Source organism: Spirosoma luteolum (assembly GCF_054778875.1).
Genome location: NZ_BAAGZE010000003.1, coordinates 593,543 through 619,070 on the forward strand (window position 1 = coordinate 593,543; position 25,528 = coordinate 619,070).

General features: G+C 55.1%; 23 protein-coding genes and 1 tRNA gene. 5 read left to right on the forward strand and 19 right to left on the reverse strand.

Annotated elements, in window-relative coordinates:
* Positions 1-36: 36 nt before the first annotated feature.
* From mscL to ACYVAC_RS05110, 11 genes are all read right to left on the reverse strand, one after another.
* Complete coding sequence (gene mscL / locus ACYVAC_RS05060; RefSeq protein WP_461096503.1) at positions 37-369, reverse strand: large-conductance mechanosensitive channel protein MscL; 333 nt, start codon at positions 367-369, stop codon at positions 37-39.
* Positions 370-477: 108 nt separating this feature from the next.
* Positions 478-1,353 carry a DUF3078 domain-containing protein gene (locus tag ACYVAC_RS05065; RefSeq protein ID WP_461096504.1) on the reverse strand — a complete coding sequence of 292 codons (876 nt, stop codon included), beginning with the start codon at positions 1,351-1,353 and terminating at the stop codon, positions 478-480.
* Between the two features lie 128 nt (positions 1,354-1,481).
* The gene (locus ACYVAC_RS05070) at positions 1,482-2,309 is read right to left on the reverse strand and encodes a mechanosensitive ion channel family protein (protein WP_461096505.1); all 828 of its coding nucleotides are present in this window, start codon (positions 2,307-2,309) and stop codon (positions 1,482-1,484) included.
* Between the two features lie 17 nt (positions 2,310-2,326).
* The gene (locus ACYVAC_RS05075) at positions 2,327-2,524 is read right to left on the reverse strand and encodes a hypothetical protein (protein WP_461096506.1); all 198 of its coding nucleotides are present in this window, start codon (positions 2,522-2,524) and stop codon (positions 2,327-2,329) included.
* A 3-nt stretch (positions 2,525-2,527) separates the two neighbouring features.
* Positions 2,528-3,139: an RNA polymerase sigma factor gene (locus ACYVAC_RS05080; protein WP_461096507.1), complete on the reverse strand. Its 612-nt coding sequence runs from the start codon at positions 3,137-3,139 to the stop codon at positions 2,528-2,530.
* Between the two features lie 339 nt (positions 3,140-3,478).
* Positions 3,479-4,312, reverse strand: a complete 834-nt coding sequence (gene tsf, locus ACYVAC_RS05085) for a translation elongation factor Ts (protein WP_461096508.1) — start codon at positions 4,310-4,312, stop codon at positions 3,479-3,481.
* A 209-nt stretch (positions 4,313-4,521) separates the two neighbouring features.
* The gene (gene rpsB, locus ACYVAC_RS05090) at positions 4,522-5,355 is read right to left on the reverse strand and encodes a 30S ribosomal protein S2 (protein WP_461096509.1); all 834 of its coding nucleotides are present in this window, start codon (positions 5,353-5,355) and stop codon (positions 4,522-4,524) included.
* 159 nt (positions 5,356-5,514) lie between these two features.
* The gene (rpsI, locus tag ACYVAC_RS05095; protein WP_461096510.1) at positions 5,515-5,901 is read right to left on the reverse strand and encodes a 30S ribosomal protein S9; all 387 of its coding nucleotides are present in this window, start codon (positions 5,899-5,901) and stop codon (positions 5,515-5,517) included.
* A gap of 10 nt (positions 5,902-5,911) precedes the next feature.
* Entirely contained in the window at positions 5,912-6,355 is a 444-nt protein-coding gene (gene rplM / locus ACYVAC_RS05100; protein ID WP_461096511.1) for a 50S ribosomal protein L13, read from the reverse strand.
* Between the two features lie 124 nt (positions 6,356-6,479).
* Positions 6,480-7,688, reverse strand: coding sequence for a phospho-N-acetylmuramoyl-pentapeptide-transferase (mraY, locus tag ACYVAC_RS05105; RefSeq protein ID WP_461096512.1), 1,209 nt, complete (start codon positions 7,686-7,688; stop codon positions 6,480-6,482).
* A 181-nt stretch (positions 7,689-7,869) separates the two neighbouring features.
* On the reverse strand, positions 7,870-9,378 hold the full coding sequence (locus tag ACYVAC_RS05110; protein ID WP_461096513.1) for a UDP-N-acetylmuramoyl-L-alanyl-D-glutamate--2,6-diaminopimelate ligase: 1,509 nt from the start codon (positions 9,376-9,378) through the stop codon (positions 7,870-7,872).
* A gap of 216 nt (positions 9,379-9,594) precedes the next feature.
* On the opposite strand from ACYVAC_RS05110, the gene ACYVAC_RS05115 reads away from it, so the two are divergent.
* Positions 9,595-10,338: an FkbM family methyltransferase gene (locus tag ACYVAC_RS05115; protein WP_461096514.1), complete on the forward strand. Its 744-nt coding sequence runs from the start codon at positions 9,595-9,597 to the stop codon at positions 10,336-10,338.
* 8 nt (positions 10,339-10,346) lie between these two features.
* Here the strand turns inward: ACYVAC_RS05115 and ACYVAC_RS05120 are convergent, their stop codons facing one another.
* A complete protein-coding gene (locus tag ACYVAC_RS05120; RefSeq protein ID WP_461096515.1) occupies positions 10,347-11,303 on the reverse strand; it encodes a DUF4249 domain-containing protein in 957 nt (318 codons plus the stop codon).
* Positions 11,304-11,335: 32 nt separating this feature from the next.
* The gene (locus ACYVAC_RS05125) at positions 11,336-13,759 is read right to left on the reverse strand and encodes a TonB-dependent receptor (protein WP_461096516.1); all 2,424 of its coding nucleotides are present in this window, start codon (positions 13,757-13,759) and stop codon (positions 11,336-11,338) included.
* Between the two features lie 610 nt (positions 13,760-14,369).
* Here ACYVAC_RS05125 and ACYVAC_RS05130 point away from each other — a divergent pair.
* Positions 14,370-14,732, forward strand: coding sequence for a hypothetical protein (locus ACYVAC_RS05130; RefSeq protein WP_461096517.1), 363 nt, complete (start codon positions 14,370-14,372; stop codon positions 14,730-14,732).
* A gap of 126 nt (positions 14,733-14,858) precedes the next feature.
* Here ACYVAC_RS05130 and ACYVAC_RS05135 read toward each other — a convergent pair.
* The 5 genes from ACYVAC_RS05135 to ACYVAC_RS05155 all read right to left on the reverse strand — a co-directional run bounded on the left by ACYVAC_RS05135 (position 14,859) and on the right by ACYVAC_RS05155 (position 20,283).
* Positions 14,859-14,945: transfer RNA gene (locus ACYVAC_RS05135), tRNA-Leu, on the reverse strand.
* Between the two features lie 78 nt (positions 14,946-15,023).
* Positions 15,024-16,370 carry a dihydroorotase gene (locus ACYVAC_RS05140; RefSeq protein ID WP_461096518.1) on the reverse strand — a complete coding sequence of 449 codons (1,347 nt, stop codon included), beginning with the start codon at positions 16,368-16,370 and terminating at the stop codon, positions 15,024-15,026.
* On the reverse strand, positions 16,367-17,338 hold the full coding sequence (gene hemB, locus ACYVAC_RS05145; RefSeq protein WP_461096519.1) for a porphobilinogen synthase: 972 nt from the start codon (positions 17,336-17,338) through the stop codon (positions 16,367-16,369). The genes ACYVAC_RS05140 and hemB overlap by 4 nt, the downstream gene beginning before the upstream one ends.
* Before the next feature lie 311 nt (positions 17,339-17,649).
* The gene (locus tag ACYVAC_RS05150) at positions 17,650-18,348 is read right to left on the reverse strand and encodes a response regulator transcription factor (protein ID WP_461096520.1); all 699 of its coding nucleotides are present in this window, start codon (positions 18,346-18,348) and stop codon (positions 17,650-17,652) included.
* Between the two features lie 60 nt (positions 18,349-18,408).
* A complete protein-coding gene (locus tag ACYVAC_RS05155; RefSeq protein WP_461096521.1) occupies positions 18,409-20,283 on the reverse strand; it encodes a sensor histidine kinase in 1,875 nt (624 codons plus the stop codon).
* A gap of 180 nt (positions 20,284-20,463) precedes the next feature.
* On the opposite strand from ACYVAC_RS05155, the gene ACYVAC_RS05160 reads away from it, so the two are divergent.
* Positions 20,464-21,282 (forward strand): T9SS type A sorting domain-containing protein, encoded by an 819-nt coding sequence (locus ACYVAC_RS05160; RefSeq protein WP_461096523.1) that lies wholly within the window; start codon positions 20,464-20,466, stop codon positions 21,280-21,282.
* Positions 21,283-21,434: 152 nt separating this feature from the next.
* Positions 21,435-21,680 carry a hypothetical protein gene (locus tag ACYVAC_RS05165; RefSeq protein ID WP_461096524.1) on the forward strand — a complete coding sequence of 82 codons (246 nt, stop codon included), beginning with the start codon at positions 21,435-21,437 and terminating at the stop codon, positions 21,678-21,680.
* A 9-nt stretch (positions 21,681-21,689) separates the two neighbouring features.
* Here the strand turns inward: ACYVAC_RS05165 and ACYVAC_RS05170 are convergent, their stop codons facing one another.
* Positions 21,690-22,190, reverse strand: coding sequence for a rhodanese-like domain-containing protein (locus ACYVAC_RS05170; RefSeq protein ID WP_461096525.1), 501 nt, complete (start codon positions 22,188-22,190; stop codon positions 21,690-21,692).
* A gap of 242 nt (positions 22,191-22,432) precedes the next feature.
* Between ACYVAC_RS05170 and ACYVAC_RS05175 the strand changes: the two genes are divergently transcribed.
* On the forward strand, positions 22,433-25,504 hold the full coding sequence (locus tag ACYVAC_RS05175; RefSeq protein WP_461096526.1) for a glycoside hydrolase family 3 N-terminal domain-containing protein: 3,072 nt from the start codon (positions 22,433-22,435) through the stop codon (positions 25,502-25,504).
* Positions 25,505-25,528: the final 24 nt, after the last annotated feature.

A 25,528-nucleotide genomic window follows, 5' to 3' on the forward strand; every position in this document is an offset into this window, starting at 1 on the left:
CTGCGGAGGGCTTTAGGGCATTTTTTTGCCGGTAACCTATTCTTTGGGGGCCAGCGAACTCGACAGGCGGGCCCGGTTGGCTGCTTTCACGATCAGGAAGACAACCCATGCAATAACCAGGAACTGGATGAGCACATTGATAAAGTTACCATAGCGGATAGCCACTTCGGGGGTGGTTCCCACGGCTTCTTTCAGCACGATTTTCATTTCACTGAAATCGACACCGCCCAGGATAAGCCCGAGTACGGGGTTGATGATGTCTTCAACGAGGGAGGTTGTGATTTTGCCGAAGGCGGCACCGATAATGATACCTACAGCCAGATCGAGCACATTGCCCTGGGCAATAAAACTTCTGAATTCACGAATCATGTTTGTACAAGTTAAACGGTTGATTGATTGGTAATGGCACTATGACGGGGTATATATCTCAATGTCACTCCATTATGACAAAAATTCAACCAGCCGCCAATTATTCTTTCACTTTTTTTTATCACGGAACGTACTCACGCTGTAGCCAAGTCCAATGCCCAGCACCTGCTGCACCTGCCAAGCATTCGAAAAGTCTTTATCGAACAAAGCAGTCAGTCCTACATTGGTGCTGATGAAGCGGCTGATCCGGGCGGTCAGCAAGAAATCGAAGCGGTGGTCGATGGCGTCGAGCGTGGCGTAGTTGGCATACAGTTGGTATTTGGCACTCACGCTCACATTTTCGCCAAGTTTACGGGCCAGAGCAATCTGAAGTTGCAGCGCGGCCCACTCGGTTCGTACGCTCTGACCCGCTACCACGCCGTACGTGGTTGCCTGCGGATCGCGAGTTACTATGTTGTCGGCTCCGATCCGGTACCGCACCGATTGATCGGCCAGAAACGTGAAGCGCGGAGCAAACGGACTCAGACGGATCGACAGCCAGTCGCCGGGCTTATAGGCTATGCCCCAGGCAAAGGTCAACTGCCCCGGCGACAGAAAGCCCGACACCTTGAGCGGACTTTGCCCGGCCGCCTGTCGGTTGTATTCATAGCCCGGGGCCAGAAACGATGAGAACGTAGCCGACCCGAACAAATCGATGTGTTTGGCCAGGGCATAACCCGCTACCGAATTGATCAATAGCTGATCGGCCGATTTACGGAACGTGCCGACTTGGTTAACAGCGCCCAGCTGCAGGTTGGCCGTGTTGTCCCACGACCAGCGCGCTTTCTCATATAGCGCCCGCATATCGACGATGCCGCCGATAGCAACTGAGTTGACCCCTCCGCCAGCCCAGTTGCTGAACGAGGCCTGGTTGAGATTCAAACTTCCCGTGAATGAGCGTTGCCAGTAGGTTGTATCGCGGCTAACCGCAACAGAATCAGTCAACTGACTTACTACTGGAGTCACTTCCTGGCCAAATGCGACGGCAACAGAAAGCCAGCAAACAAACAGTGTGCTTGTTTTTTTCATATAGGTACAAGAAAACAGGTGGTTACTCGAGAAGGCGCCCGCGCTTAGCTGAAGATGGTTACGTTGCGGGTCTGTAAACTCTGCAGCGGAATAACGGTAGTCGTGTCGCCCGTGCGCAGGGTCAACGACGTACTGTCGATCAGGATGATCTCTCCTTTCACGTCGTCGATCTGAATGGTTTGCCCCGTCCGGTATTTATTTTTCGAATAGAACGACGACAGGATGTTGGCCATCACATCGCGCGACGCTATCCCGTAGCCAAACGCGAAGGCAAAAATGATACCGCCAATAATCAGATTGAAACTCGACTCCAGCAGTTCCGTATTGAGCCCCGCCTGCCCCAGGGCGTTGATCAGGGTAATGATCAGAAAGAAAAAGAAGATCAGGGTACCCAGCATGCGCCCGGCGCTGATATTGAACGAATCGCAGATACTGATGACCATCTTTTTCAGGGCATCCGAAATCAGTAGTCCTACCACCAGCATCAGCCCTGCCACAATCAGCCGGGGAATCAGGTTGGTGACACCAAGCACCAGATCGGTCAGAGCCGCCACCCCAAGCATTTCGGCCGCAGCCGTTGCAAAAATCAGGATGATAAAGAAATACAGGAACTGGGCCAGAATGCGGCTTAGCTTCACTTCTGTATTGAGCTTCCGGATCAGATCGATATCGTTGAGCTTCTCACCTACCTTGTCGAGCCCGATGCGGCTCAGCAGGGTTTGAACAAGGGTACGTACTACCCTGGCGATCAGCAGACCCAGTACCAGAATAACGATGGCGCTGATGAGTCGGGGAACGAAATTGACCAGCTGGTTGGTGAGACCGACAACAATATTGATCAGGATTTCCTGAAGGTTAGGGATGGTGTTCATTCGCGGTGTGCGGTTGGCTATTTGTCTGAATCAGGTGTGGGTACGAAGCCGCTTAAAAAGGTGGTAAATACCGGAAAGATGTCGTGCGCATACACCTCGACCACTTTCAGGGCATTCCGGATGATATCGATCTCCGATACAAGTTCTTTTTTGAGCTCGGGCGGGCAAACGGCGTCCGACTCGATGTGCTTGAAAGGATTGTCCTGTTCATTCATAAATTACCAGCGAAAGGGCCAGCGGGTAGCCATAACAGTTTTGATGGCCAGCAACAGCCAGAATACAACGGTTTCCAGGTAGTATTTGCGGAGTTTGTCCCGTGATCGTTTGAGCCGCATTTTCACCGCACTCTCGGTGATGCCGCTCATATCGGCGAGTTCGCGCAGGCTGATATCATCCTGGTACTTCATCAGCAGCAGGCTACGTTCATCGGGACCCAAGTATTCGAGTGCCTTCTTCAGCCGCACCGCTTCCATTTCCGCAATCTCTTCCAGGTTATCCTCCTGCTCGCCCACATCGAGTCGCTCCCAGCCTTCGTCCATATAAATCTCGTTGCGCCGGGCTGGCGACCGTACGTGGTCCGTACAGTAGTTGTAGGTAATGGAGTAAAGCCAGGTCGAAAAGCGGGCCTGCTCCTTGAAACTGCCCAGTTTCACGACCAGTTTCAGGAATATGTCGTGCGTAAGGTCTTCGGCCTGCATCGGGTCTTTCGTGAAAGACAGACACTTGCGATACACCTTATCACAATACCGTTCATAGAGACGCTCGAAATAAGTATTCTGCTGCGTGTCTATAAACATGCGAACCAATTCTTCGTCCGTGTAATGTTTCATCAGTTACGGTAACGGGTCTTAGGACAGCGAAATCACCGAAAGTAACGATTTTCGATGGTCGTACTTCATTTTTTTTAGGGATCAGTCAATAAACAAAAAGTCCGGCCTGTAGCCGGACTTTTTGCCAGAATCATGGCCAGACGACCAGACCTGTTTCGCAGGGTGCCACGCAACGATGTGGCTGAAGTTGAATGTGTTGGAAAGACGGTAGGGTGTTGCGCCACTGTAGGCAATCCCTTACGAACCTTTTTACGTTAATCGCTGCCGTCTGGATTTTGGTTTGTAAAAAAAGCGGCTGCACCCTGTGCAGCCGCTTTTGATCAGGTCGAACAAAAAGGATTAGCCAATGGCTACCCGTTTGAAAGCCGATACGGTCAGCCCTTTGCTCGTTTTGTCGAGCAGTTGGGCAATCGTCAGCGAGTTATCTTTCACGAACTCCTGATTGAGCAGCGTGTTCTCTTTGTAGAATTTGTTCAGCTTACCCATCGCGATTTTTTCGAGCATCGCTTCGGGCTTGCCTTCCTGACGAGCCTGCTCTTTACCGATTTCGATTTCGCGTTCAACGATCGTTGCATCAACGCCATCCTTATCGAGGGCAACAGGCTTCATGGCAGCAATCTGCATGGCCACATCTTTACCAACTTCGGTAACGTCGGTACCGCTGGTGTTGACCAGCCCTACCAGTACACCCAGTTTGCCGTTCGAGTGGATATACGATACCACTTTATCGGCCGACACGATTTCGTAGGCAGCTACGTCGATTTTTTCGCCGATTTTGCCCATCAGGTCGGTGATGTGGTCCTGCAGCGCGCGACCGTCGGCCTGGGTCGTAGCCAGCAGCGTTGCCTTGTCGGCGGCACCGGTAGCAACGGCTGTGCTCATCACGGTCATGGCCAGGTTCTGGAAATCGGCAACTTTCGAAACGGGCTCCGTTTCGCAGGCCAGCGCGATTACGCGACCGGTTTTGCCGTCTTCGCTTACGTGAGCCAGCACAATGCCTTCAGCCGTGGCGTTGTCGGCCCGTTTGTCGGCTATTTTTTGCCCCTGTTTGCGGAGCACTTCTTTTGCTTTCTCAAAATCGCCGTCAGCTTCGGTCAGGGCTTTTTTGCAGTCCATCATGCCGGCTCCGGTCTCTTGCCGAAGTTTGTTTACATCAGCAGCAGTAATTGCCATGGTAACAGGTGGTTTTGATTAAATTTTGCCAAAAATTGATTGGTACTCAGAAACGTATGTGCCGAAATGGAATAGCCCATAGCAGTGGCTACGGGCTATTCCTACGTTGTAAAGCGAGTGAGTTTCATGGTTATACGGCTAACTGACGCCCGGTAGTACGGGTAAACATAACCCGGTAACACCATAACTGCCCAACTCGACAACTTTTATTATGCTTCGCTCTCGCCTTCCGACATAGCAACCGGGCCGGTTACGGCTACAGGCTGCTCTTCACCTTCAGCTTTCGCCTGGGCTACGTCTTCTGCGCGTTTCGCTTCTTCTTCTTCCTGAATCCGCTGATCGTCCTTATCCTGCTTGCGCTCCATCAGCCCCTCTTCAATGGCTTTACCAATAGCGAGGGTAATCAGCGAAATCGATTTGTATGCATCATCGTTGGCCGGAATGGCGAAGTCTACCTCTTCGGGGTTCGAGTTCGTGTCGCACATGGCAAACACGGGGATACCCAGGCGGTGCGCTTCTTTGACAGCGATATGCTCGCGTTTTACGTCAACAACAAACAGAGCAGCTGGCAGACGGGTCAGATCGGCGATGCCGCCCAGTACACGCTCCAGTTTCTCTTTATCGCGGCTCTTGGTCAAACGCTCGCGCTTGGCAATGCTCTTGACGGTCTCCTCGTCTTTCAGCATTTTGTCCAGCGTCTGCATTTTTTTCAGCGACTTCCGGATGGTGGCGAAGTTCGTCAGCATCCCGCCCTGCCAGCGGTCTGTAACGTAGGGCATTTTCAGCCGACGCGCTTCTTCCGAAACGATCTCCTGTGCCTGTTTCTTCGTAGCCACAAACATCACTTTACGGCCCGAGCGAACGATACCTTTGAGGGCGTTCGACGCTTCTTCGAGGGCAGCCTGCGTTTTGTTGAGGTCAATAATGTGGATGCCGTTCTTCTCCATGAAGATATACGGAGCCATCCGGGGATCCCACTTGCGCGTCAGGTGGCCAAAGTGCACACCAGCGTCCAAGAGTTCTTTATATTCGATCTGTGCCATTTTCGTGGTAAGAAAAATAGATTGGTAAAAAGTACGCAGCACCGCCCGTCGGCATCATCTAAGGGCAATCTGGACGCAGTGCGGTTTACTGTTTTCGGTGCTCGGTTTACAGCAGAACAAACTACCCGTAAACCGTATACTGAAAACCCAAAACCGATATTAACGCTTCGAGAACTGGAACCGCCGACGGGCTTTCCGACGACCGTATTTTTTCCGTTCTACCATACGCGAATCCCGGGTCAGGAAGCCTTCTTTCTTGAGGGCTGGCCGGAACTCGGCATTCATCTCAACCAGGGCGCGGGCAATAGCCATGCGGGTTGCTTCGGCCTGACCGGCTACGCCACCCCCACGAACGTTTACCTTAACGTCGTACCCATCGACCCCGTTGATGGTGGTGAAGGGCTGGTTCAGTATAATCTGCAGCACTTCGGTCGGGAAGTATTGCTTGTAATCTTTTCCGTTTACCGTGATGGCCCCGCTGCCCGCCGACATGTAGATGCGGGAGATGGCAGTTTTACGGCGGCCGATGGTGTTAATACGATCCATTCGTCAGTGCTTAGAATTTAACGGCTGTAGGTTGCTGAGCCTCATGGGGGTGCTGCTCACCGGCATAAACGTACAGGTTGGTGTACAGCCGGCGGCCGAGCCGATTCTTGGGCAACATACCCTTTACGGCGTGTTCGATGATACGCTCGGGGTGCTTCTCAAGAAGCAGCCGGGGCGATGCGAACCGCTGTCCACCGGGATAACCCGTGTGGCGAACGTAGACTTTGTCGGTCATCTTGGCACCCGTCAGGCGAACCTTTTCGGCGTTGATGACGATCACGTTATCCCCGCAGTCGACGTGGGGCGTGAAGTTGGTTTTGTGCTTGCCGCGAATCAGGCGTGCGATCTGGCTGGCTAACCGGCCGAGCACTTCGCCCTGTGCGTCAACCACAACCCAATCCTTCTGCACCGTTTCTTTGTTGGCAGAGATGGTTTTGTAACTGAGCGTATTCACTGTTATGGAGACTAATTAATTGATTTTTACCAATTTATACGCACTAAGGCGCACCCGCTCTGAAACGGGAGTGCAAATATAGGTGGTATCAGTCTGAAAAACAAGGCAGTGAGCGGAATAAGTGCTACCGCAGCTTCAGGGTTGCCAGGGCCAGAACCGCCAGAATAATGCCCACGATCCAGAACCGGGTCACTATTTTTGCCTCATGGTAGCCCTTCTTCTGAAAGTGGTGGTGCAGGGGCGACATCAGGAAAATTCGCCGGCCCTCGCCGTACTTCTGCTTGGTGTATTTAAAGTAAGTGACCTGCATAATGACCGAGATATTTTCGGCCAGAAAGATGCCGCAGATAATCGGAATCATCAGCTCTTTGCGGATCGCCAGAAACAATACCGCAATAACACCGCCCAGCATCAGGCTTCCCGTATCGCCCATAAAGACCTGAGCCGGATAGGAGTTATACCACAGAAAGCCCACACAGGCGCCCACGAAGGCCGCGCAGAAGATCACCAGCTCGCCCGAGTTGGGGATGTACATGATGTTGAGATACTGCGAGAACACCTTGTTGCCCGACAGGTAGGCCAGCACCCCCACCGTGAGGCCGATGATTACCGACGTTCCGGCGGCCAGCCCGTCGATTCCATCAGTGATGTTGGCCCCGTTCGAGACTGCCGTGATGATGAAAATACAGATCAGTACATACACGATCCAGGTGTAGCTGTCGGGCAGAAAACCAAATAATAAGGAGCTGTAATCGAACTCATTATTTTTCAGGAACGGTACCGTTGTCAGCGTCGATTTAATGTCGGTATAGACATCAGGCACGTTGGACGTGTTCAGTAGCCGGGGGGCGTAGCGCCGGATCTTGACGGCATCATTATAGTACAGGGTCAGCCCCACAATCAGGCCAAGGCCAATCTGACCCACCACCTTGAAGCGGCCTTCGAGCCCTTCTTTGTTTTTCTTGAATACCTTAATGTAGTCGTCGAGAAAGCCGATCATGCCGGTCCAGACGGTCGACACCAGCGCTAGCACTACGTACACGTTGGTTAGTTTGGCGAACAGCAGCGACGGGATCAGCAGCGACGCCAGAATAATGAAGCCGCCCATGGTGGGGGTTCCCCGTTTCTGCAGCTGCCCTTCCAGCCCCAGGTCCCGAATCGACTCGCCAATCTGCAGGTTGCGCAGGGTGTCGATGATCCGACGCCCGAAGATAGCCGCAATCAGCAGCGAGGTAACGACCGCCCCCAACGCCCGGAACGAGATATACTGGAATACGCCGGCGCCGGGCAGGTTGTAGCGTTCGTCGAGAAACTGGAATAAATAATATAGCATTGATAAAGAGAGAAAATGCGACTGAGTGGATGAGCAAAAAAAAGCAACTTGTTGTGTGGCAAACCAGTGAGCCAGCGAAGTCAGCCGGGCCATGCGCGCTGGTTCTTACCCACGCAACCGGTTGTTCCGGTAAGCGCAAAGCCTATGGTTCAGCAACTGACGGGTATGTAGGGAAGCAAAATTATTCGCTCTCGCCCTGTTTCGCACGCTCGCTCGCCAAAAAGGCATTGCGTAGTACGGCCCGGTCGTCGAAATCGCTTTTGATACCCTGCACATCCTGATAGGTTTCGTGGCCTTTGCCCGCTACCAGAATGATATCGTGTGGCATTGCCAGCGACACGGCCCGTTCGATAGCCGCACGCCGATCGGCAAGCACCGTAGTTTTGCGCTGGTCGGTGGGCGACACGCCGGCCTGCATCTGCTCCAGAATAATCAGTGGGTCTTCGAATCGCGGGTTATCAGACGTCAGAATAACCTGATCGCTCAGTCGGCAGGCAATCTCGGCCATGATCGGTCGCTTGGCAGCATCGCGGTTTCCCCCACAGCCAACCACCGTAATAATCTGCGGCATTCGGTCCTGCTCATCGGCATGGCGAATGTCGCGGATAGTGTCGAGCACGTTCTGGAGTGCGTCGGGCGTGTGTGCGTAATCAACGATGCCAACAATGCGGGTATCGGATACTACCTGCTCGAACCGGCCCGGTGGGGGCGTAATGCCCGACAGTAGGGTCAGCACGTCGGCCGGGTCTTCGCCCAGCAGCACAGCCGCCCCGTATACGCTCAGCAGGTTGTAGGCGTTGAAGCGGCCAATCAGCTTAAACCAGACTTCCCGGTCGTCGACCAGCATATTGAGCCCGAATAAACTGTCGGCCAGCACTTTGCCTTTGAATGTTGCCAGCGTTTGCAGCGAATAGCTTTCCCGGCGGGCGGCCGTATTCTGCAGCATGACCAGCCCCCGCTTATCGTCGACATTGGTCAGGGCGAACGCCTGCGCCGGCAGCTGATCGAAAAATCCTTTTTTCGCCTTGATGTAGTTGTCGAACGTACCGTGGAAATCGAGGTGATCGTGGGTGATGTTGGTGAAAATCCCGCCCGCAAACGTCAGGCCGGCAATGCGCTCCTGCACTACGGCGTGTGAACTCACTTCCATAAACACGTGCGTACAGCCGTGGGCCAGCATCTGGGTCAGCAGCTGATTGGTCGTGATAACGTCGGGGGTGGTGTGGGTGGCCGGAATAACCGTATCGTCGATCTGATTCTGCACCGTCGACAGCAGCCCACACCGGTAGCCGAGCGCCCGAAACAGCCGGAAAAGCAAGGTAGCGACCGATGTTTTGCCGTTGGTACCCGTAACGCCGACCAGCTTGAGCTGCCGCGACGGTTGCTCGTAAAAGTTGGCGGCTACCAGTCCCATAGTCCGGGCCGAGTCCTGTACCTGCACGTAGGTGACTCCGGTATCGGTCGCCGTCGACGCGCTGGCGGGTAACTCTTCGCACAGAATGGCCGATGCACCCTGCGCGATGGCCGTTTCGATGAACCGGTGCCCATCGGTCACGGTACCCCGAACGGCAACAAACAAGCTGCCCGGACCCGCCTGTCGCGAGTCCATGGTCAGGCCCGTGATATCGGTTGTCATACTGCCGGCCGTAGCCAGTAGCGGTATTTTGTAGAGGAGGTTTTGTAGTTGCATGCCAGCGTACAAACGGCAAAGGCCGTCTTTCCATTACAAAAAAACAGTCTTGGCACGGGACTACCTAATCTGCCGGGTCGATTGCTACGGAGTTTTGCGGGGCGTGCAGAATAATTTCAACCGTTTTAAATGACCCCCTTTGGGCGCCATGCGTCTAAGCAGCAAAGGCCGTTGCCCATCCCGGAACATGACCGGCTTCCCCTAACCCAATCACTTATGGATACCAGCAATCGACTCAAACAGATGATTAAATCAGCCATCGCGGCTACCGGCTATTTTGTAGGCCGCCAGTTCAAAGGCCGTATTACCGGCCATGAGCTAACCCGCGACCTGCGCCTGCTGATTGGACAGAGCGAGCCATTGTGCCTGGATGTGGGTGCTAACAAAGGACAGACGATTGCCTTACTGCAACGGTGTTTTAGCCGGCCCACCATTCATGCGTTCGAACCGGCTTCCGACCCCTTTTCGTTGCTCAGCAGCCAGTCGCTGGGCCCCAACACCCATCTCTATCCGCTGGCCCTGGGCGCTGCGCGGGGATCAGCGGAGTTCAGACACTACAAACAGTCGGAGCTGAGTTCGTTTCTGCCCGTCAACCCCGACCGGGGAGAAAATCTTTTTGCCGAGGAGCCGCTGGTGGCTATCGAAACTGTCCCCGTCGATACACTCGACCACTTCTGCCAGGAACAGGACATCGCGTCTATCGATCTGCTCAAGATCGACACACAGGGGTTTGAAATGCCCGTGCTGCAGGGTGGCCTTGAGCTCCTGCGTCAGCGCCGGATTGGCGCGGTATTGCTGGAGCTTAATTTTTCGCTGCTTTACGAAGGGCAGTCAGACCCGCTGGCCATCATACAGTTGCTGCGCGAACATGATCTGCGGCTGGTCGATTTCTACGAGAAAGAGCGTGTGGGAGGCCATGCCCTCTCCTGGACCACGGCTTTGTTTGTCCGGCATCACTGACAGTGGGCTTAGAGCAACTTTACCAGCGCCGTCGATTTGTTATAAGCGCCGAAACAGCCCAGCCCACCACTGATGTTGCTGGGTAGCGAAACTGGTTCGGCAAATGGGTTTCCCTTGGTTTTGATCTGCTGAACAGCCGCCGACTGATACAGAAAATAGTTTTCATCGACGCTGAATAAATCGACGGACACAGTTGCTGCTTTGTAGATTGTCCGAAACGGACCAGTAGCAGCCTGTTCCGGGCTTTTCCCCTGATCGACCAGGTAAGCGGGCATCGAATCGAAGCCGGCCGCGGCAGCCCCCTTATTTTCGAGCAAGGTCTCATCCAGATCGTCAAACTGGAGCGCATTGGTTCGTTCCGAAGCCGGAGCGGCTCCCCTGGCACAGGTAGGGCATCCTGGCGTGTATCTAAACAGACCTGCCAGTTGATAATAGCCCGGTGTAACGGCCGGCTTTGTCCAGTGGGAGGTAACGAAATAGCGCTTCAGCGTGGTACCATTCTGCAGTGTAGCCACGGAGTCGAACCGAACACGCATCGTTTTTACGGCATAAGGCACCACACAACTGGCCGCTAATTGCTTTCCTGCCGGTGTCTGAATGCGAAGCTGGTAGGTATTGCCGGCAATAACGGGCAGACGACTAGCCGATATGCTGAACGAATCGCCATCGTAATCAAGCCGCACCGTTTTTCCACTTGTCGAAAGCGTAACAACGGAGTTGGCGATTTCGGCATAATCGGCCGATGACCATGTGTCGGTGGTGTCGCCGTCGACGATACTACGGGGGTAATCAATTTTCACCATCAGCACCTGATCCTGCGGGGAGATCAAGCCATTGACAACCAGCTTTTTTTCCTTACCCAGCAGCCGGTAGGGATCTACTTCTTCTTTTAGGCCAGCGCAGCCAGACAGCAGCAACAGGCCGGCCATAATGTAGCCAGACAATGGATGTAAACAACAGTTCATAAGTTACGGTATAAAGCAGGCAAAATGAGTCTCTAAAAACGCATGCTATAACTGAAGGAGGGGATAACCGGAAATGTGGAATACCGAACCAGCGCCAGTCGATTAGGCTGATCCTTACCCTGAGCGATCACATCGAGCTGATAAAAAAACAGATTACGCCTGTTGTACGCATTGTACAGACTGAACTGCCAGCTACGCTCAGTCCGCTTCCTGCGCTGTCGAAACTGAATGCCCAAATCCAGCCGGTGGTACGCATCAGCCCGAAAACTGTTTTTCTGCCCCCCGTAGTCGATCATAAGCCGGTAGTTCTGCAAGCCCGCCGGGGTACCATCAGCCGATGCTCCTGACGGATCGGTACTGGTCAGCTGATACGATGAATAACGGGTCTGCGGCATTGTCAGGGCGTTGCCTGTTCCATATACCCATGTTCCCGACAGCGTTATGCTCTTCGTTAATTCATATATACCCACTAATGAAACATCGTGCCGACGGTCATAACGGGGGTAAAAGGGCTTACCGCCGTTTATATCGGCAAACTGCCATTGTGTCCAGGCCAGCGTATAGCCTGCCCAGCCCGAAAAGCGGCCTGCCTTTTTTTGTACCATTGCTTCCATTCCGTATGACCATCCCCGGCCGGCCGTTACATTATCCTGCCAGTTCGTGCCAGTCGAACCACCCCTCGTCGTTGTGAGCGAAAAATCAGCTCCCTCACGGTAACTGATGACATGCTCCATTGACTTGTGGTAGCCTTCAAGCGTGACGGTAAGACCGGCGTGAGGAAGGTTTTTGACCAGCCCGACTGCCACCTGCCGGGCCTGCTGGGGCGCTACCCGAGCGGTCGAAGGCACCCACAGGTCATTGGGCATACCGATGCTACTGCTCGAAAGCATGTGCACGTATTGATTCATACCTGTGTAGGCCGTTTTCAGCGACAGCGTCGGAGATACCGTGACCGCCAGCGATAGGCGCGGTTCGTAGTTTCGGTATTGAGTCGAGCCCTGCCAGTAGTGACTCAGTCGTACGCCACCCGTTAGCTGAAGCCATCGGAAAGGCTGCCATCCCTCATCAACGTATAGCCCTGATTCCAGGGCATCGATGGGTGGCGCAAGCGCTCCCTGCGTCGCATCGCCACGCCTGGTTACAGCCGCACTGGGCGAGAACCGGTGAGCAGTACTTTGTAAACCCAGGCGCAGCAAATGGCCGGCAGCGGGCTTGTATACTAAGTCATATTTCAGCGAGTAGTCACGGATGCCTGACCGGTACCGCAACGAGTAAACATCACTGGTCCCTGCCGTGCTTTCCTGGTCGGTATTATTGTCGAGCCGATAGTGGCTCAGGAGCAGAGCCAGATTTCCCGTCAGTACCGAACTGATCTGCTGGTTCCACTGCAGACTTCCCACGGCATTGCCCCAGGTCAGGTTTGTGGTATTGTGATTAGTGGCCTGCTGACTTCCGAAGCGGTCGCGGCCCAGGTACCCGCTAAGCAAAATCTTGTTTCTGGCGTTGATGGTCAGACTAAGCTTGCCCGTGGCATCGTAAAAATAATAATCGACGGGGAGCGGGTTCGAAACGCCGGCCTGAGCCAACCCCTTCATGAGTAAATCGTAATACGTCCGGCGAGCCGACAAGGCAAACGTCAGTGGAGCAGCCTTGCCAGAACGTCCCTTCACCAGTGGCCCATCCAGGGTCAGCCGGGAGGCAATGAGTCCAATGCCGGCTTCCCCATGCAGCCGGTCGGAATTCCCTTCTTTCAGTGTCATATCCAGCACTGATGAGAGTCGGCCCCCATAACGGGCTGGAAAGCCCCCTTTCGTGAGCGTGACCCCGCTCAAGGCGTCACCGCTGAAGGGTGAGAAAAAGCCAAACAAATGACTGGGATTGTAAACGACGGCCTGGTCGAGCATGATAAGATTCTGATCGGCCCCGCCCCCCCGTACATACAGTCCTGTCTGACCTTCGGTACCCTTCTGCACGCCTGGCATGAGTTGTAAAACCCGTAATACATCGCGCTCGCCCAGAAAAGCCGGCATCTTGCGCAGTTGTGCCATCGACAACTCAATCCGACTCATGTCGGCACTCCGAAAGCCACTCTGCAGCGATTTGGCACAAACAGTAACGCCGGTCAGTGTTTGACCGGGTGTTAAGTTAACATCGACGGCTGAATGGTGCATAGGTCGCACCTGACAGGTGAACGTCTGGTAGCCAACCAGCGAGTAAACAACAGCCAGACTATCCTGTCCCGGCACCCTCACCGCATAAAACCCTTTTTCGTCAGTCACGGCACCGGTTAATACCCCATTCCGGTTTTTCACGGCTACGTGCACCCCGGAAAGACCTCTTTCTGTACCGGCTTCACGAACATACCCCTGTATCGAGCCCCCTTTGACCGGACCATCAGCTAAAGCTCGCTGACTCCAGCAGATCAAACTAAGTAACAGCCAAACTACCAAGCGCATAACTAACCAGCATTTGCCAGCCAGCTTGCACTAAATATGCCAATGGTCACATTTAAACTACTTTTCAACAAAAATGAAAACAACACTTACATATCATATTATTTTTACTATAAATTAGTTACAAAGTACACTTCATTCGGTTAGTGCCGCAAAGCACCTGTCAGAGATATTTAGCCGGCAAGCTTATACGTGATTGAGGCAAGGTCTGCGATATCTGGCGCACTATCTGGGGCAGGAGAATTGAGCTCAGTTTCTGTTATCCGACTGATTGTAATTTTTGGACGTTCCATGCTACACCCTTTATCTAACCTATTGCTTACTGATTGACCTTGTGCTGCTTTGCCAACATGGCCTCCGGCTCGACTTCCACCTGAAAGAGTACGTGAGGTCTGTCTACGCATCGACTACACAATGACCTTATTTATACGGTATAAATAGTCTGAAGTAACTTTATCTTACAAGTCACACATAGATCATTTCCGATACTGAATCGATCGGATACTATCTAACCCACCACCAAAAATGATTTAACCTACTTCTCCTACCGTTGATACGGCCAAACAATTAATCTATACATCCGTTGTGTATAATACAACAAAAATACAACGGTATGAAAATTTTGGTAGAAGAAGGAAGTGAGAAAGGGCTGCTGCCCGATGGGCAACAGCAAGTGCACATCACGGGTATTGACGAAGGGACAAGCGAGCACAAAGGCATTCCGTTTTTCGCGGTTCGCTTTGAAAACGAATCTGGCTACGTATCGCAGCGGTTTTATCAATCACCAGCCGGCATGCCCGGCATTGTTCACCTGTTCGAGCTGGCCGGCATTCCTATCGAAGCGGGTAAGGAGTTAGATACGAAACAACTCAATGGCAAAGCGTTGACAATCGACGTAGGCGAACGATCCTACACCGACCCTGAGACCGGCAATGAGCGCACACTCAAGCATGCTACTACTTTTCTGGTAAGCTAACGAGTTCGCTTTATCATTGACAAAGGCTCCGGCAGCAGCCTCCATGTGGGAGCTGCGGCCGGAGCCTTTTCAAAAAACCGAAACGCTATAAACGAAAAACAGTCGCAAGTAATTGCGACTGTTATCTGGTGCCGAAGGCGAGACTCGAACTCGCATGTCCGTAAAGACACACGCCCCTGAAACGTGCGTGTCTACCAATTTCACCACTTCGGCAGCACTCTTTCCCGTGTGTTGGGATTGCAAAGGTAAGGCCCGTAAAACCGCATTTGCAAGATCTGGACGCAATTTTTTTTATTTTTTTTCGCGATCGAAGGTCATCCGTTGTCCGGCGCGGTCGGTAAGGAAGCGCCCTTCGGCATAAACCAGCTCGCCCGACACGATTGTGTGAGTTACCCGGCTACTGAACGTATGCCCTTCCAGCGGAGACCATCCACATTGATACTCAATCCCTTCGCGTGTGACCTCAGTCGTCAGTCCCGGATCGACCAGCACCAGATCGGCCCAGTAGCCTTCGCGCACGTAGCCGCGCCGGTCGATCTGAAAACAATCGGCGGGTGCGTGACTCATTTTTCGCACCACCGATTCGATAGGCAGCTTTCCCTGCTTCACAAAATCGAGCATCATCAGCAGCGGGTGCTGCACCAGCGGCAAACCCGACGGGGCATTCCAGTACGACTGTTGTTTCTCCTCCCAGGTATGCGGTGCGTGGTCGGTGGCAATAATGTCGAGCCGGTCGTCGAGCAGAGCCGACAGCAACACTTCCTTGTGATGGGGCGCCTTAATGGCCGGGTTGCATTTGATCAGGTTGCCATAGGTGGCATAATCGCGCGTATCGAACCAGAGGTGGTGTACGCACACCTCGGCCGTAATGCGCTTCTCGCGCAGCGGTATTTTGTTGTCGAACAGAGGTAGTTCATCGGCCGTCGATATGTGGAGCACGTGGAGCCGGGCGTTGTGCTGTTTGGCCAGGTTCACGGCCAGCGTCGATGAGCGCAGACAGGCCTCCTCGTTGCGGATCAGGGCGTGCAGACTGGCGGTAGCCGAATCGCCATAAACGGCGCGGCAGCGTTCGCTGGCCGACCGAATGGTTGCCTCGTCTTCGCAGTGGGTCGCAATGAGCATGGGGCTGTGCTGAAACAGCTTGTTGAGCACCTCCGCATTATCGACAAGCATGTTGCCCGTCGATGAGCCCATGAAGACCTTGATGCCACAAACGGTCTGCGGATCGGTGCGCAGCACCTCCTCGAGGTTATCGTTGGAGGCTCCCATGAAAAACGAATAGTTGGCCATCGACCTGCGGGCCGCAATCGCGTACTTATCGGCCAGCAGTGCCTGCGTCAGCGCGTTGGGCACCGTGTTGGGCATCTCCATGTACGAGGTGACGCCACCGGCTACAGCCGCCCGCGACTCCGAATGAATGGTTGCCTTGTGGGTCAGACCGGGCTCACGGAAGTGAACCTGGTCGTCGATAACGCCCGGCAGCAGGTACTGCCCCTGCGCATCGATAATCTGGTGCACACCCGCATCGGGCAGGCTGTTGCCCAGCCGGGCAATGAGCCCGTCCTCGATGAGTACATCGGTTTCGGTGATGGTTCCCTCGTTGACAAGTCGGGCGTTACGAATCAGCAGTCGGGTCATAGCAATCGGGCAGCTTCTTTGGCAAAGTACGTTAAGATGACACTGGCACCAGCGCGTTTGATGGCCAGCAACGATTCCATCATGGCGCGCTCGCCATCGAGCCAGCCGTTTTGCGCGGCTGCCTTGATCATGGCATATTCACCACTGACGTTGTAGGCGGCAATAGGCAGGTCGAAGTTATCGCGCAGCAGCTTAATGATGTCCAGATAAGCCAGCGCCGGCTTCACCATCAGGAAATCGGCTCCTTCGTCCAGATCGAGCTGGGCTTCTACCAGTGCCTCACGGCTGTTGGCCGGATTCATCTGGTAGGTTTTTTTGTCGCCGAATTTGGGGGCCGAATCGAGGGCATCGCGGAACGGCCCGTAGAAGGCACTGGCGTACTTAGCCGAGTACGACATGATCGCCAGATCGTGGAAGCCGGCCGCATCGAGGGCGCGCCGGATGAAGCCAACACGGCCGTCCATCATATCCGACGGACCAATCATATCGGCACCGGCCTGCGCCTGCGCCACGGCCATCTTAGCCAGCACTTCGAGCGTAGGATCGTTTAGAATTTTGCCGTTTTCGACAATGCCATCGTGCCCATCGGAGCTGTAGGGGTCCATTGCCACGTCGGTCATCACAACAGCATCAGGAAACCGGTCTTTGATGGCCCGGATGGTACGCAGGTACAGTCCGTCGGGGTTGTAACTCTCGGTGGCGAACTTATCTTTTTTGGCTTCGGCAATGTTCGGAAACAGGTCGAAAGCCCGAATGCCGAGGTCCATACACGACTGTACTTCGTCGAGAATCAGATCGAGCGAATGGCGATAAATGCCCGGCATCGACGATACTTCGGTTCGAACGTTTTGCCCTTCGGTGATGAAGATCGGCAGAATGAAATCGGAGACAGACAGGTTAGTTTCCTGCACCATGTCGCGCAGTCCCGCAGAGGTGCGGGTTCGGCGCGGGCGACGAATGATATCCATTCGACAAAGGTAGGAAGTTGGAAAGTTATAGGGGTGTATAGTTGTAAAGTTGTGGGGGGTATGGGTAGTTATAGAGTTGTAGGGTTATTGAGTTGGGACGTTGTCGATTGGCTGGCCTTTGTACGAGGCAATTGAGAGGCCGTTACCACCACATGCAGCTATTCCGCCGAACCAACTTTACAGCCGTTTCTTGTCCAGGCTAATGTCAGCCAACCCGCCAACGCTGTAACTAACCAACGGTATAACGCCGTAACCCGACAGCGTTACAATTATCCGACCCTGCACCTCGCCAACTCCGAAACCTCCCCCACCTACACAATGAGCTTGAAGCCTTCGCCGTGTACGTTGACGAGCTGGACCGTTGCGTCATCGCGGAGGTACTTGCGGAGTTTGGTCACGTACACGTCCATGCTGCGGGCATTGAAATAGGAATCGTCGCCCCAGACCATCTTGAGGGCAAAACTACGGCTCACGGGCTGGTTGAGGTTTTGAGCCAGCAACCGCAGCAACTCAGATTCCTTGCTGGTCAGCTTCTGCACCGTCGGCTCACTCCCACCCGCCGAGTGGCTCAGGAGCTGGCGCGGATAATCGAATGAGAACGTACCGATCTGATAAACCGAGGGTTCGGGTACAGCCTCGCCGGCACGCTGGTAGCGACGCAGAATGGCCTGAATGCGGAGCAGCAGCTCCTCCATACTGAACGGCTTGGTTACGTAATCGTCGGCCCCGGCCCGGAAGCCCTGAATGGCATCTTCCTGCATCGACTTGGCCGTGAGAAAAATAATGGGTACATCGCGCCCCGCCATTCTCACTTCTTTGGCCAGTGTGAAGCCATCCTTTTTGGGCATCATCACGTCGAAAATGCAGAGGTCGTACTGCCCCGCCATAAACGTTTGCAGGCCCTGATTCCCATCCGTCACCCGGTCGGTCTGGTAGCCTTTCATGGTCAGGAATTCCTGCACCAGCTGGCCCAGGTTAGGATCGTCTTCAACAAGCAGAATGGTAGGCATAGCGTATTGAGCGGATGCGTAATTGGGCAATTGAGCGCTGTTGAACACTCAATCGCTCAATCACGCATCCACAATTTTGTAAGGTAAAACAACCGTGAATGAACTTCCCTGGCCGGGCTGGCTTTCGACCAGGATCTGGCCGTGGTGTTCGTCGACCATTTTTTTGACGTAGCTGAGCCCCAGGCCGAAGCCTTTCACGTCGTGGCGGTTACCGGTTGGTACACGGTAGAATTTCTCGAATATACGGCCAAGCTGTTCACTGCTCATACCCAGTCCCTGGTCGGTCACAGTGATACTGACTCCCTGCGGCAGACTGGCCGTCCGGATACCGATTACCGGCGTGTCGGGCGAGTACTTGAGGGCGTTGTCGAGCAGATTGTACAGAATGTTGGTGATGTGCAGTTCGTCGGCCTCAACAACTTCCTGGTCGGCATCGAACACCAGATCGACTTCGCCCCCCCGCTGCTCAATCTGCAGCCCGATGGTATTGAGCACCTTGCCAATCACATCATGAATGTTGACCGGCGACAGTTTCAGTTTGATTTCGCCCCGGTCGAGCAGCGCCATCTGCAGCACCTTCTCCACATGGGAGCCCAGCCGGCGCGTTTCGTCGCGGATGATACCCATGTAGCGTCCCAGTCGTTCGCCCATCCCCGCATCGTCGACCGCGCCCTGTTGCCGCACCTGCTCCTGCGCCATCTCAACGGCCAGCGAGATGGTCGAAATCGGCGTTTTAAGCTCGTGGGTCATGTTGTTGATAAAGTCGTTCTTGATATCGGCCAGGTTTTTCTGCCGCACAATGGTGCTGATGGCGATGTAGAAACAGGCCAGGATAACGGCAATCAGCAGCGCCGACGCTACCGCCGTGAAGCCAAGCTGACTCAGGATAAACTCTTTCTGCGTCGGGAAGTACACATACACGTAGTTGCCCGTTTCGGTCATGTTGTTAGGAAACAGCACAGCCCGGTATCCGCTTTCGTTGAAGTGCTCGGTGTCCATGCCGGCCGACGTAAACAGAAACGCCGGCCGCGACCGGGTACGCACCCCGAAAGCGAATGGAATGGCAATGCCGCGTTCCTGGAGGGTCTGGTGCAGCAGTGTATCGAGCGCCAGCCGGTTGATGCGGTCTTCGATGGGCCGGTCCGACAGCAGCAGTCCCTTCAGCACGTCCTTGATCATGCGCGCCTGCTCATCGGTTTTGCTGGTGCTGAAACTAACCGGTTTGGTCTCAGCCAGCGCCGGACTGCCCTTATCAACAGCCTGCGCTTTCCGGCGTCGTTCGATTTGCCGCAGCCGCTCGCGCATTTGCCGGGCCGCCGAGTCGCGCCGGCTGGCCTGCTGCGCCAGTTGCCCATTGATTACGTTCAGTTCGGTGGCCAGCACCCCATCGACCCACTGGTTGAACTGCTGTTGCTGCAGGAGCTGTGTCTGCCAGTCGCCAATGGCCATCAGCTCGTCCTGCTGCCGAAAGAAGGCTTCCACAACAGCCATCTGCTCGGCCGACAGCGGGCGTACTACCGGGTGCAGCACGTCGGACTGGACCACCACAGCCCCCTCCGGCGAGGCATTGTAAAGCGTTGTCGAAGCCGGGTTATCGGTGGGCGGGCCCGGCCGCGAAGCCAGCTGGCTACCCTTATTTTTACGGGGCACCGGGGTCGCGGCAACCGCGGCCGGCTGATCGGGCTGTCCTTTCCGGGCCAGCGCCATAAGCCCGTTCTGGTGCTCCCGCGCCCGGATTCGCTGCCGGGTCAGGTACAGGATCTCCTGCCTTTCGAGCGTTCTGACCACCTCCTGCAGGGCATCGGTCACCTTATAGTCAAACTGTTTTTTCTGGAGTTCGAGCGCACTGCCAATCCAGTACGATTGCAGGCCTACCAGTCCCAGCAACCCCACCGCCATCAGCGCCACGATCCAGCGTATGCGTTGTCTCGACATTTTTTTGGGTCTGTGTGCAACCTTCCGTCAATTCCGGCATCTATACCCGGGATAGCATCCGGTCGGGTGGTAAATTTACGAACCCGACACGCCCCGGCCCGGCTTCTTAACAAACTTTAACAGCCCGACGCCACGGCCATTTCTGCTGCTTTTTACTTCTTTTGTAAACTCCTGTTACCCATGGAAAAACACATAGTTCAGGCCCGCTGGTTCGCTGCAGCCCTGCTGCTACCAGCCCTGGCCACTGCCCCCGTATTGGCGCAGCAGTCATCGCCAAAAGCAAGCCCTCAGTCCGAAGAAGTAACCGTACGGGTTATCGACCGCGACGGCAACAGCGTCCGGGAAATCGAACGCGTTTACCGCACCGATGGGATGACCGATCCTGATCGCGACCGGATGGTTACGAAGCTGGTCGACTCGCTGAAGGCGGCCCGCAAAGGTGACTCCCGCACCCGGCAGATGACCATTATCGTTGAAGATGGGAAAGGAGACCGGCGCGTGACGCGCGAACGCAATGCCCCCAAAGCCAACAACCGCCAGAACGACGTGTATGTATGGCGGGGAAACGGCAGCCGGCAGCGCCCGGGCGATACGACCAGCTGGCAGTATGACCTCCGGCGCGGGGCCGACTCGCTGGCCGACCGGATCGGCCGGATGCGGCTCCAGATTCCCCTCGACTTCGACCGGCAGCTTGCGCGCCCCTTCGAAGACTGGGCCCGTTCGGCCAACGCCAAGCCCTCAACGGTGCGCGGACTGGATGCTTTCCCGAACAATCCCGACCGCGATCAGCTCAACATCCGCTTCACGGCGCCGGCCAAGGGCGATGTAACTATTATCGTTACCAACCCTAAGGGCAAAGAAGTGGCCCGACGCGACCTGAAAGACTTTTCAGGGGAGTTTGTCGGCCAGATCGGGCTGGGCAAAAAAGCACAGGGAGCTTACTTCGTGACGGTTACCCAGAACGAAGATGGTGCAGTCAAACGAGTCGTTGTCGACTAATAGAATCCGTTCCGGCACATCAGCGACCCCGATGTGCCGGAACAACCTACCGTTAGATACATTTGTATCAAAATAAAAATAATTTCAGTACTTTGTATTGCAAGATACCAACTAAAACCTATACCTTTGTTTCGTTCTTAAACAACCAGATTATGAAACGGCTTTTCGTCATTGGATTCGTGCTGATCGGTACTGTAAGTCAGTCGTTAGCCATGGGGCACCCACACAATGTGTTTGCCGCCCACAAGCGTATTCATGCCCGGCTGGCAGCCCGCTCGCTGAAAACACCGGTAACGAACCGCACCTACCAGTCGACGGTAACGGAAGCGGGCAGTACCCTGGTTGGCCGGGGCCTCTCGCTGCTGGTTAGCTACATTCGGCCCGCGCAGGCTTACTAAATCAGCGGCTCAGGGGTAGACCACCTCGCCCCGTTTCAGCCAGATGCCCCACAGGCGCGAATAGCCATGCACCTGTTGCGTGGGCTTACCCGCCCCATCCACGATGGGGTTCCCCTCATTGACCCATTCGAACAGGCTGCCATACAGATTATGGACGTGCTGATAGCCAGCCGCCAGCAGCTTCTCGCCCACCCGCTCGCTCCGGTACCCCACCGAGCAGTATAGCACTACCCGGGCATTTTTCGGTATATCCCGCACCCGACTCAGGTCAAAATCATCGTAGCCAACCCAACGGGCGTTGGGCAGGTGACTCACGTCGTACTCAGCCCGGGCTCTCGTGTCGAGTAGTACCACATCGGGCATCTTTTTCAGTTCGCCGACACTGACGAGCGGCACCGTTTTTTTGTACAACGTTTCGAGCATCACCCCATAGGCCCGACTGCTGGTCTGGGCGGCAGACGGCCCCGCCGTAGCGAGCAAAACACTCAGTATCATTCCGATATAACGCATAGCCTGGGTCAGACGGTTAAACCGCCCACCTGCTCAGTATACGTAAAAAAGCCCCCCGTGGGTTCGGTTTCGGACCGAAGACAGCAGCAAGGTGCAGAAATGGCATTATTTTTTCGTTAATCGATTGTACAATTCAACCACAACCAAGGCATTGCGCCCGGCTTTGGCTACTTTTATGGTTTAGCACTAAACCATCGATCGCTGACTGTACTTTTTCTTACCGTTTGCCTTTGTGAGTACGTATGCGGAACAACATCCTACGACCGGTTTTTCTGATCGGTCTGCTGTCCGTCAGTTTAGTTACTGCGTTTGGTTTGACCCGACCCGGCCACCGGCTGCTGTCGCGGATACTGCCACCGGCTGGCATTGGTAAACTACCCGTTAGCCGACTGAAGCCGTCGTTGCGTCGTCACGTCATGCCGGCTCAGCCAGTCGAAGTGTTTACCATGAACGACAGTGGTAATCACTGGGTCGACAGTGTGTTCAGGACGCTGACGCCCGAACAGAAAATTGGCCAGTTCTTCATGGTGGCCACCTTCTCCAACCGGCACGAATCGCATTACCAGTATATCGATCACCTGATCCAGGCCAACCACATTGGCGGGTTGATCTTTTTTCAGGGCGGTCCGCATCGGCAGGCTATGCTCACCAACCGCTACCAGGCCGAATCGAAAGTACCTCTGCTGATCGGCATCGACGGCGAATGGGGACTGGGCATGCGGCTCGACAGCGCCATGGATTTTCCGAAGCAGATGGCCCTCGGCGCCATTCGCGACAATCAGCTGATCTACCGCATGGGGGCCGAAATTGGCCGGCAGTGCCAGCGGCTCGGTATCCACATCAATTTTGCGCCCGTTTCCGACATCAACAGCAACCCGTCGAACCCGGTTATCGGGGCGCGGTCGTTTGGCGAATCGAAAGAAAACGTAGCCCTTAAGGCCTCGGCCTACATGCGTGGGCTTCAGCAAACCCACGTCATTGCCACAGCCAAGCACTTCCCCGGCCACGGCGATACCAACATCGATTCGCACAACAGCCTGCCCACCATCAGCCGTTCGTCGGAGCAGATGCGCGATGTCGACCTGTACCCGTTCCGCAAGCTTATTGCCGATAGCCTGATGGGTATCGTAACGGGCCACCTTCACGTACCGGTTATGGACAATACGCCCGCTCTGGCCGCTACGCTGTCTGAAAAAATCGTGACCGAACTGCTGAAAAACGAGCTGGGCTTTCGGGGGCTGGTCTTTACCGATGCGCTCAACATGGGTGGCGTGCACCGGTCCGGCAAAGCTATGGACGTGAACCTGCGGGCGCTGATGGCCGGCAACGACATCCTGCTGTATCCTGAAAATGTCAACGAAGCCACGGTGACGATCCTGAACGCGATTCAGCAGGGACTCATTTCGCAGGACTTCATCGACGCCAAGGTCAAGAAAATACTGAAGGCCAAGTACTGGGCCGGACTGCATCAGTACAAGCCCATTTCACTGGCTAATCTGGCCAGCGATCTCAATTCGCCGGAAGCGCAGTTGCTGAAGCAGGAATTGTGCGAACAGTCGGTAACGGTGGTCAGCAACCGCAACAACCTGCTGCCCCTCACGCGCATCGATTCACTGAAACTGGCGTCGATTGCCATCGGGGCCGAGCCGGGCGAAGTTTTTCAGAAGACACTGAACCAGTACGCGCCGTTCCGGACCCTGGCCTATCCCGATAAGGCCCTGACCGAGCAGTCCCTGACGCAGATTCTGACCGAAGTCGATTCGGCCAACACCGTGGTGGTTAGTTTCCACCGCATGAGCGAATCGGCATACCGCAAGTTCGGCATTACCAAGGCGTCGCTGGATTTGATCGGTCGCCTGAAACAGCGGGGCAAAAAAGTGATTGTTACGGCCTTTGGTTCGCCCTACAGCCTGTCGCAGTTTGGGGCGGCCGATGCACTGGTGTGTGCGTATCAGGAGTTCGACGAGATGCAGCGTGTTGTGCCGCAGGTGCTCTTCGGCGGACTGGGCTCCAATGGCATGCTGCCCATATCGACCGGCGACCTGAAAATGGGGCTGGGCGAGCGGCTCAATCCGGAGGGTCGGTTGTCGGCCGGCTCCCCCGAGAGCGTAGGCATGAAATCGGCCACGCTGGCCAAGATCGATCAGATGGCACTCAACGCTGTGCGCGACCGGGTGGTGCCGGGCTGCCAGATACTGGTGGCACGTCGGGGCAAGATTGTCTACAGCAAGAACTTCGGCAAGCTGACCTACGCGCCTACCGCCGAGCGCGTTACCGACGAAACTCTCTACGACCTGGCTTCGCTGACCAAAGTGCTGGCTACGTTGCAGAGCGTGATGGTTTTGTACGACCGCAAGCAGATCGACCTCAACCAGAAGGCTTCTGCCTACCTGCCCGAACTGCGCAACACCAACAAGCAGAACATCACCCTCTACGATCTGCTCTGGCATCAGTCGGGCATGGTGTCGTACTATCCTACCACCTGGGATCGCACCCGCACGCCCGGCGGAGGCCTCAAAACCGAATATTACAGCGCCACCCGCGACAGTCTGCACCCCCTGCAGATTGCCCCCACGCTCTGGGCTACCCCCATGCTGAAAGATTCCGTCTGGAAGTGGGTGGTTCAGTCGCCGATGTCGCGTAAGCTCGACGAAGCGGGCAAGCCTGCCTACGTCTACAGCGACCTGAACTTCCTGACGCTGCAGAAAATTGTCGAGCGCGTTAGCCGCCAGCCCCTCGACCGATTCGTCAGCGACAATGTGTATAAGCGGCTGGGACTGCACCAGCTGGGCTTTACGCCCCTGTTACGCCTGAAAAATCCGCACTGTGCGCCCACCGAGCAGGACACCTATTACCGCAATCAGCTACTGGTTGGTACGGTACACGATCAGATGGCAGCCGTTCAGGGGGGTATCTCGGGCCACGCAGGCTTGTTTGGCAACGCCCACGATATTGCCACCCTGCTTCAGATGAACCTGCAGAAAGGCATGTACGGGGGCGAGCGCATTCTGCAGCCCATGACGGTGCCGTATTTCACCCAGACTCTCAGCGACCGAAGCCACCGGGCCCTGGGCTGGGATAAGCCCAACCCCGAAAGCACGACCAGTGTGTATCTGGGTCAGCCGGCATCGCCCCGCTCGTTCGGCCATACCGGCTTCACCGGCAACATGGTCTGGGTCGACCCCGATGAGGAGCTGGTTTTCGTGTTTCTCTCCAACCGGATCTACCCGACTGCCGGCAACAACTCAATCAACACAACCAAGCTGCGCCGGCGCATTCACGAGCTGATTTACAGCGCCGTAATTCCGGAGTAACCTATAGTCCATGTCTAATAAATG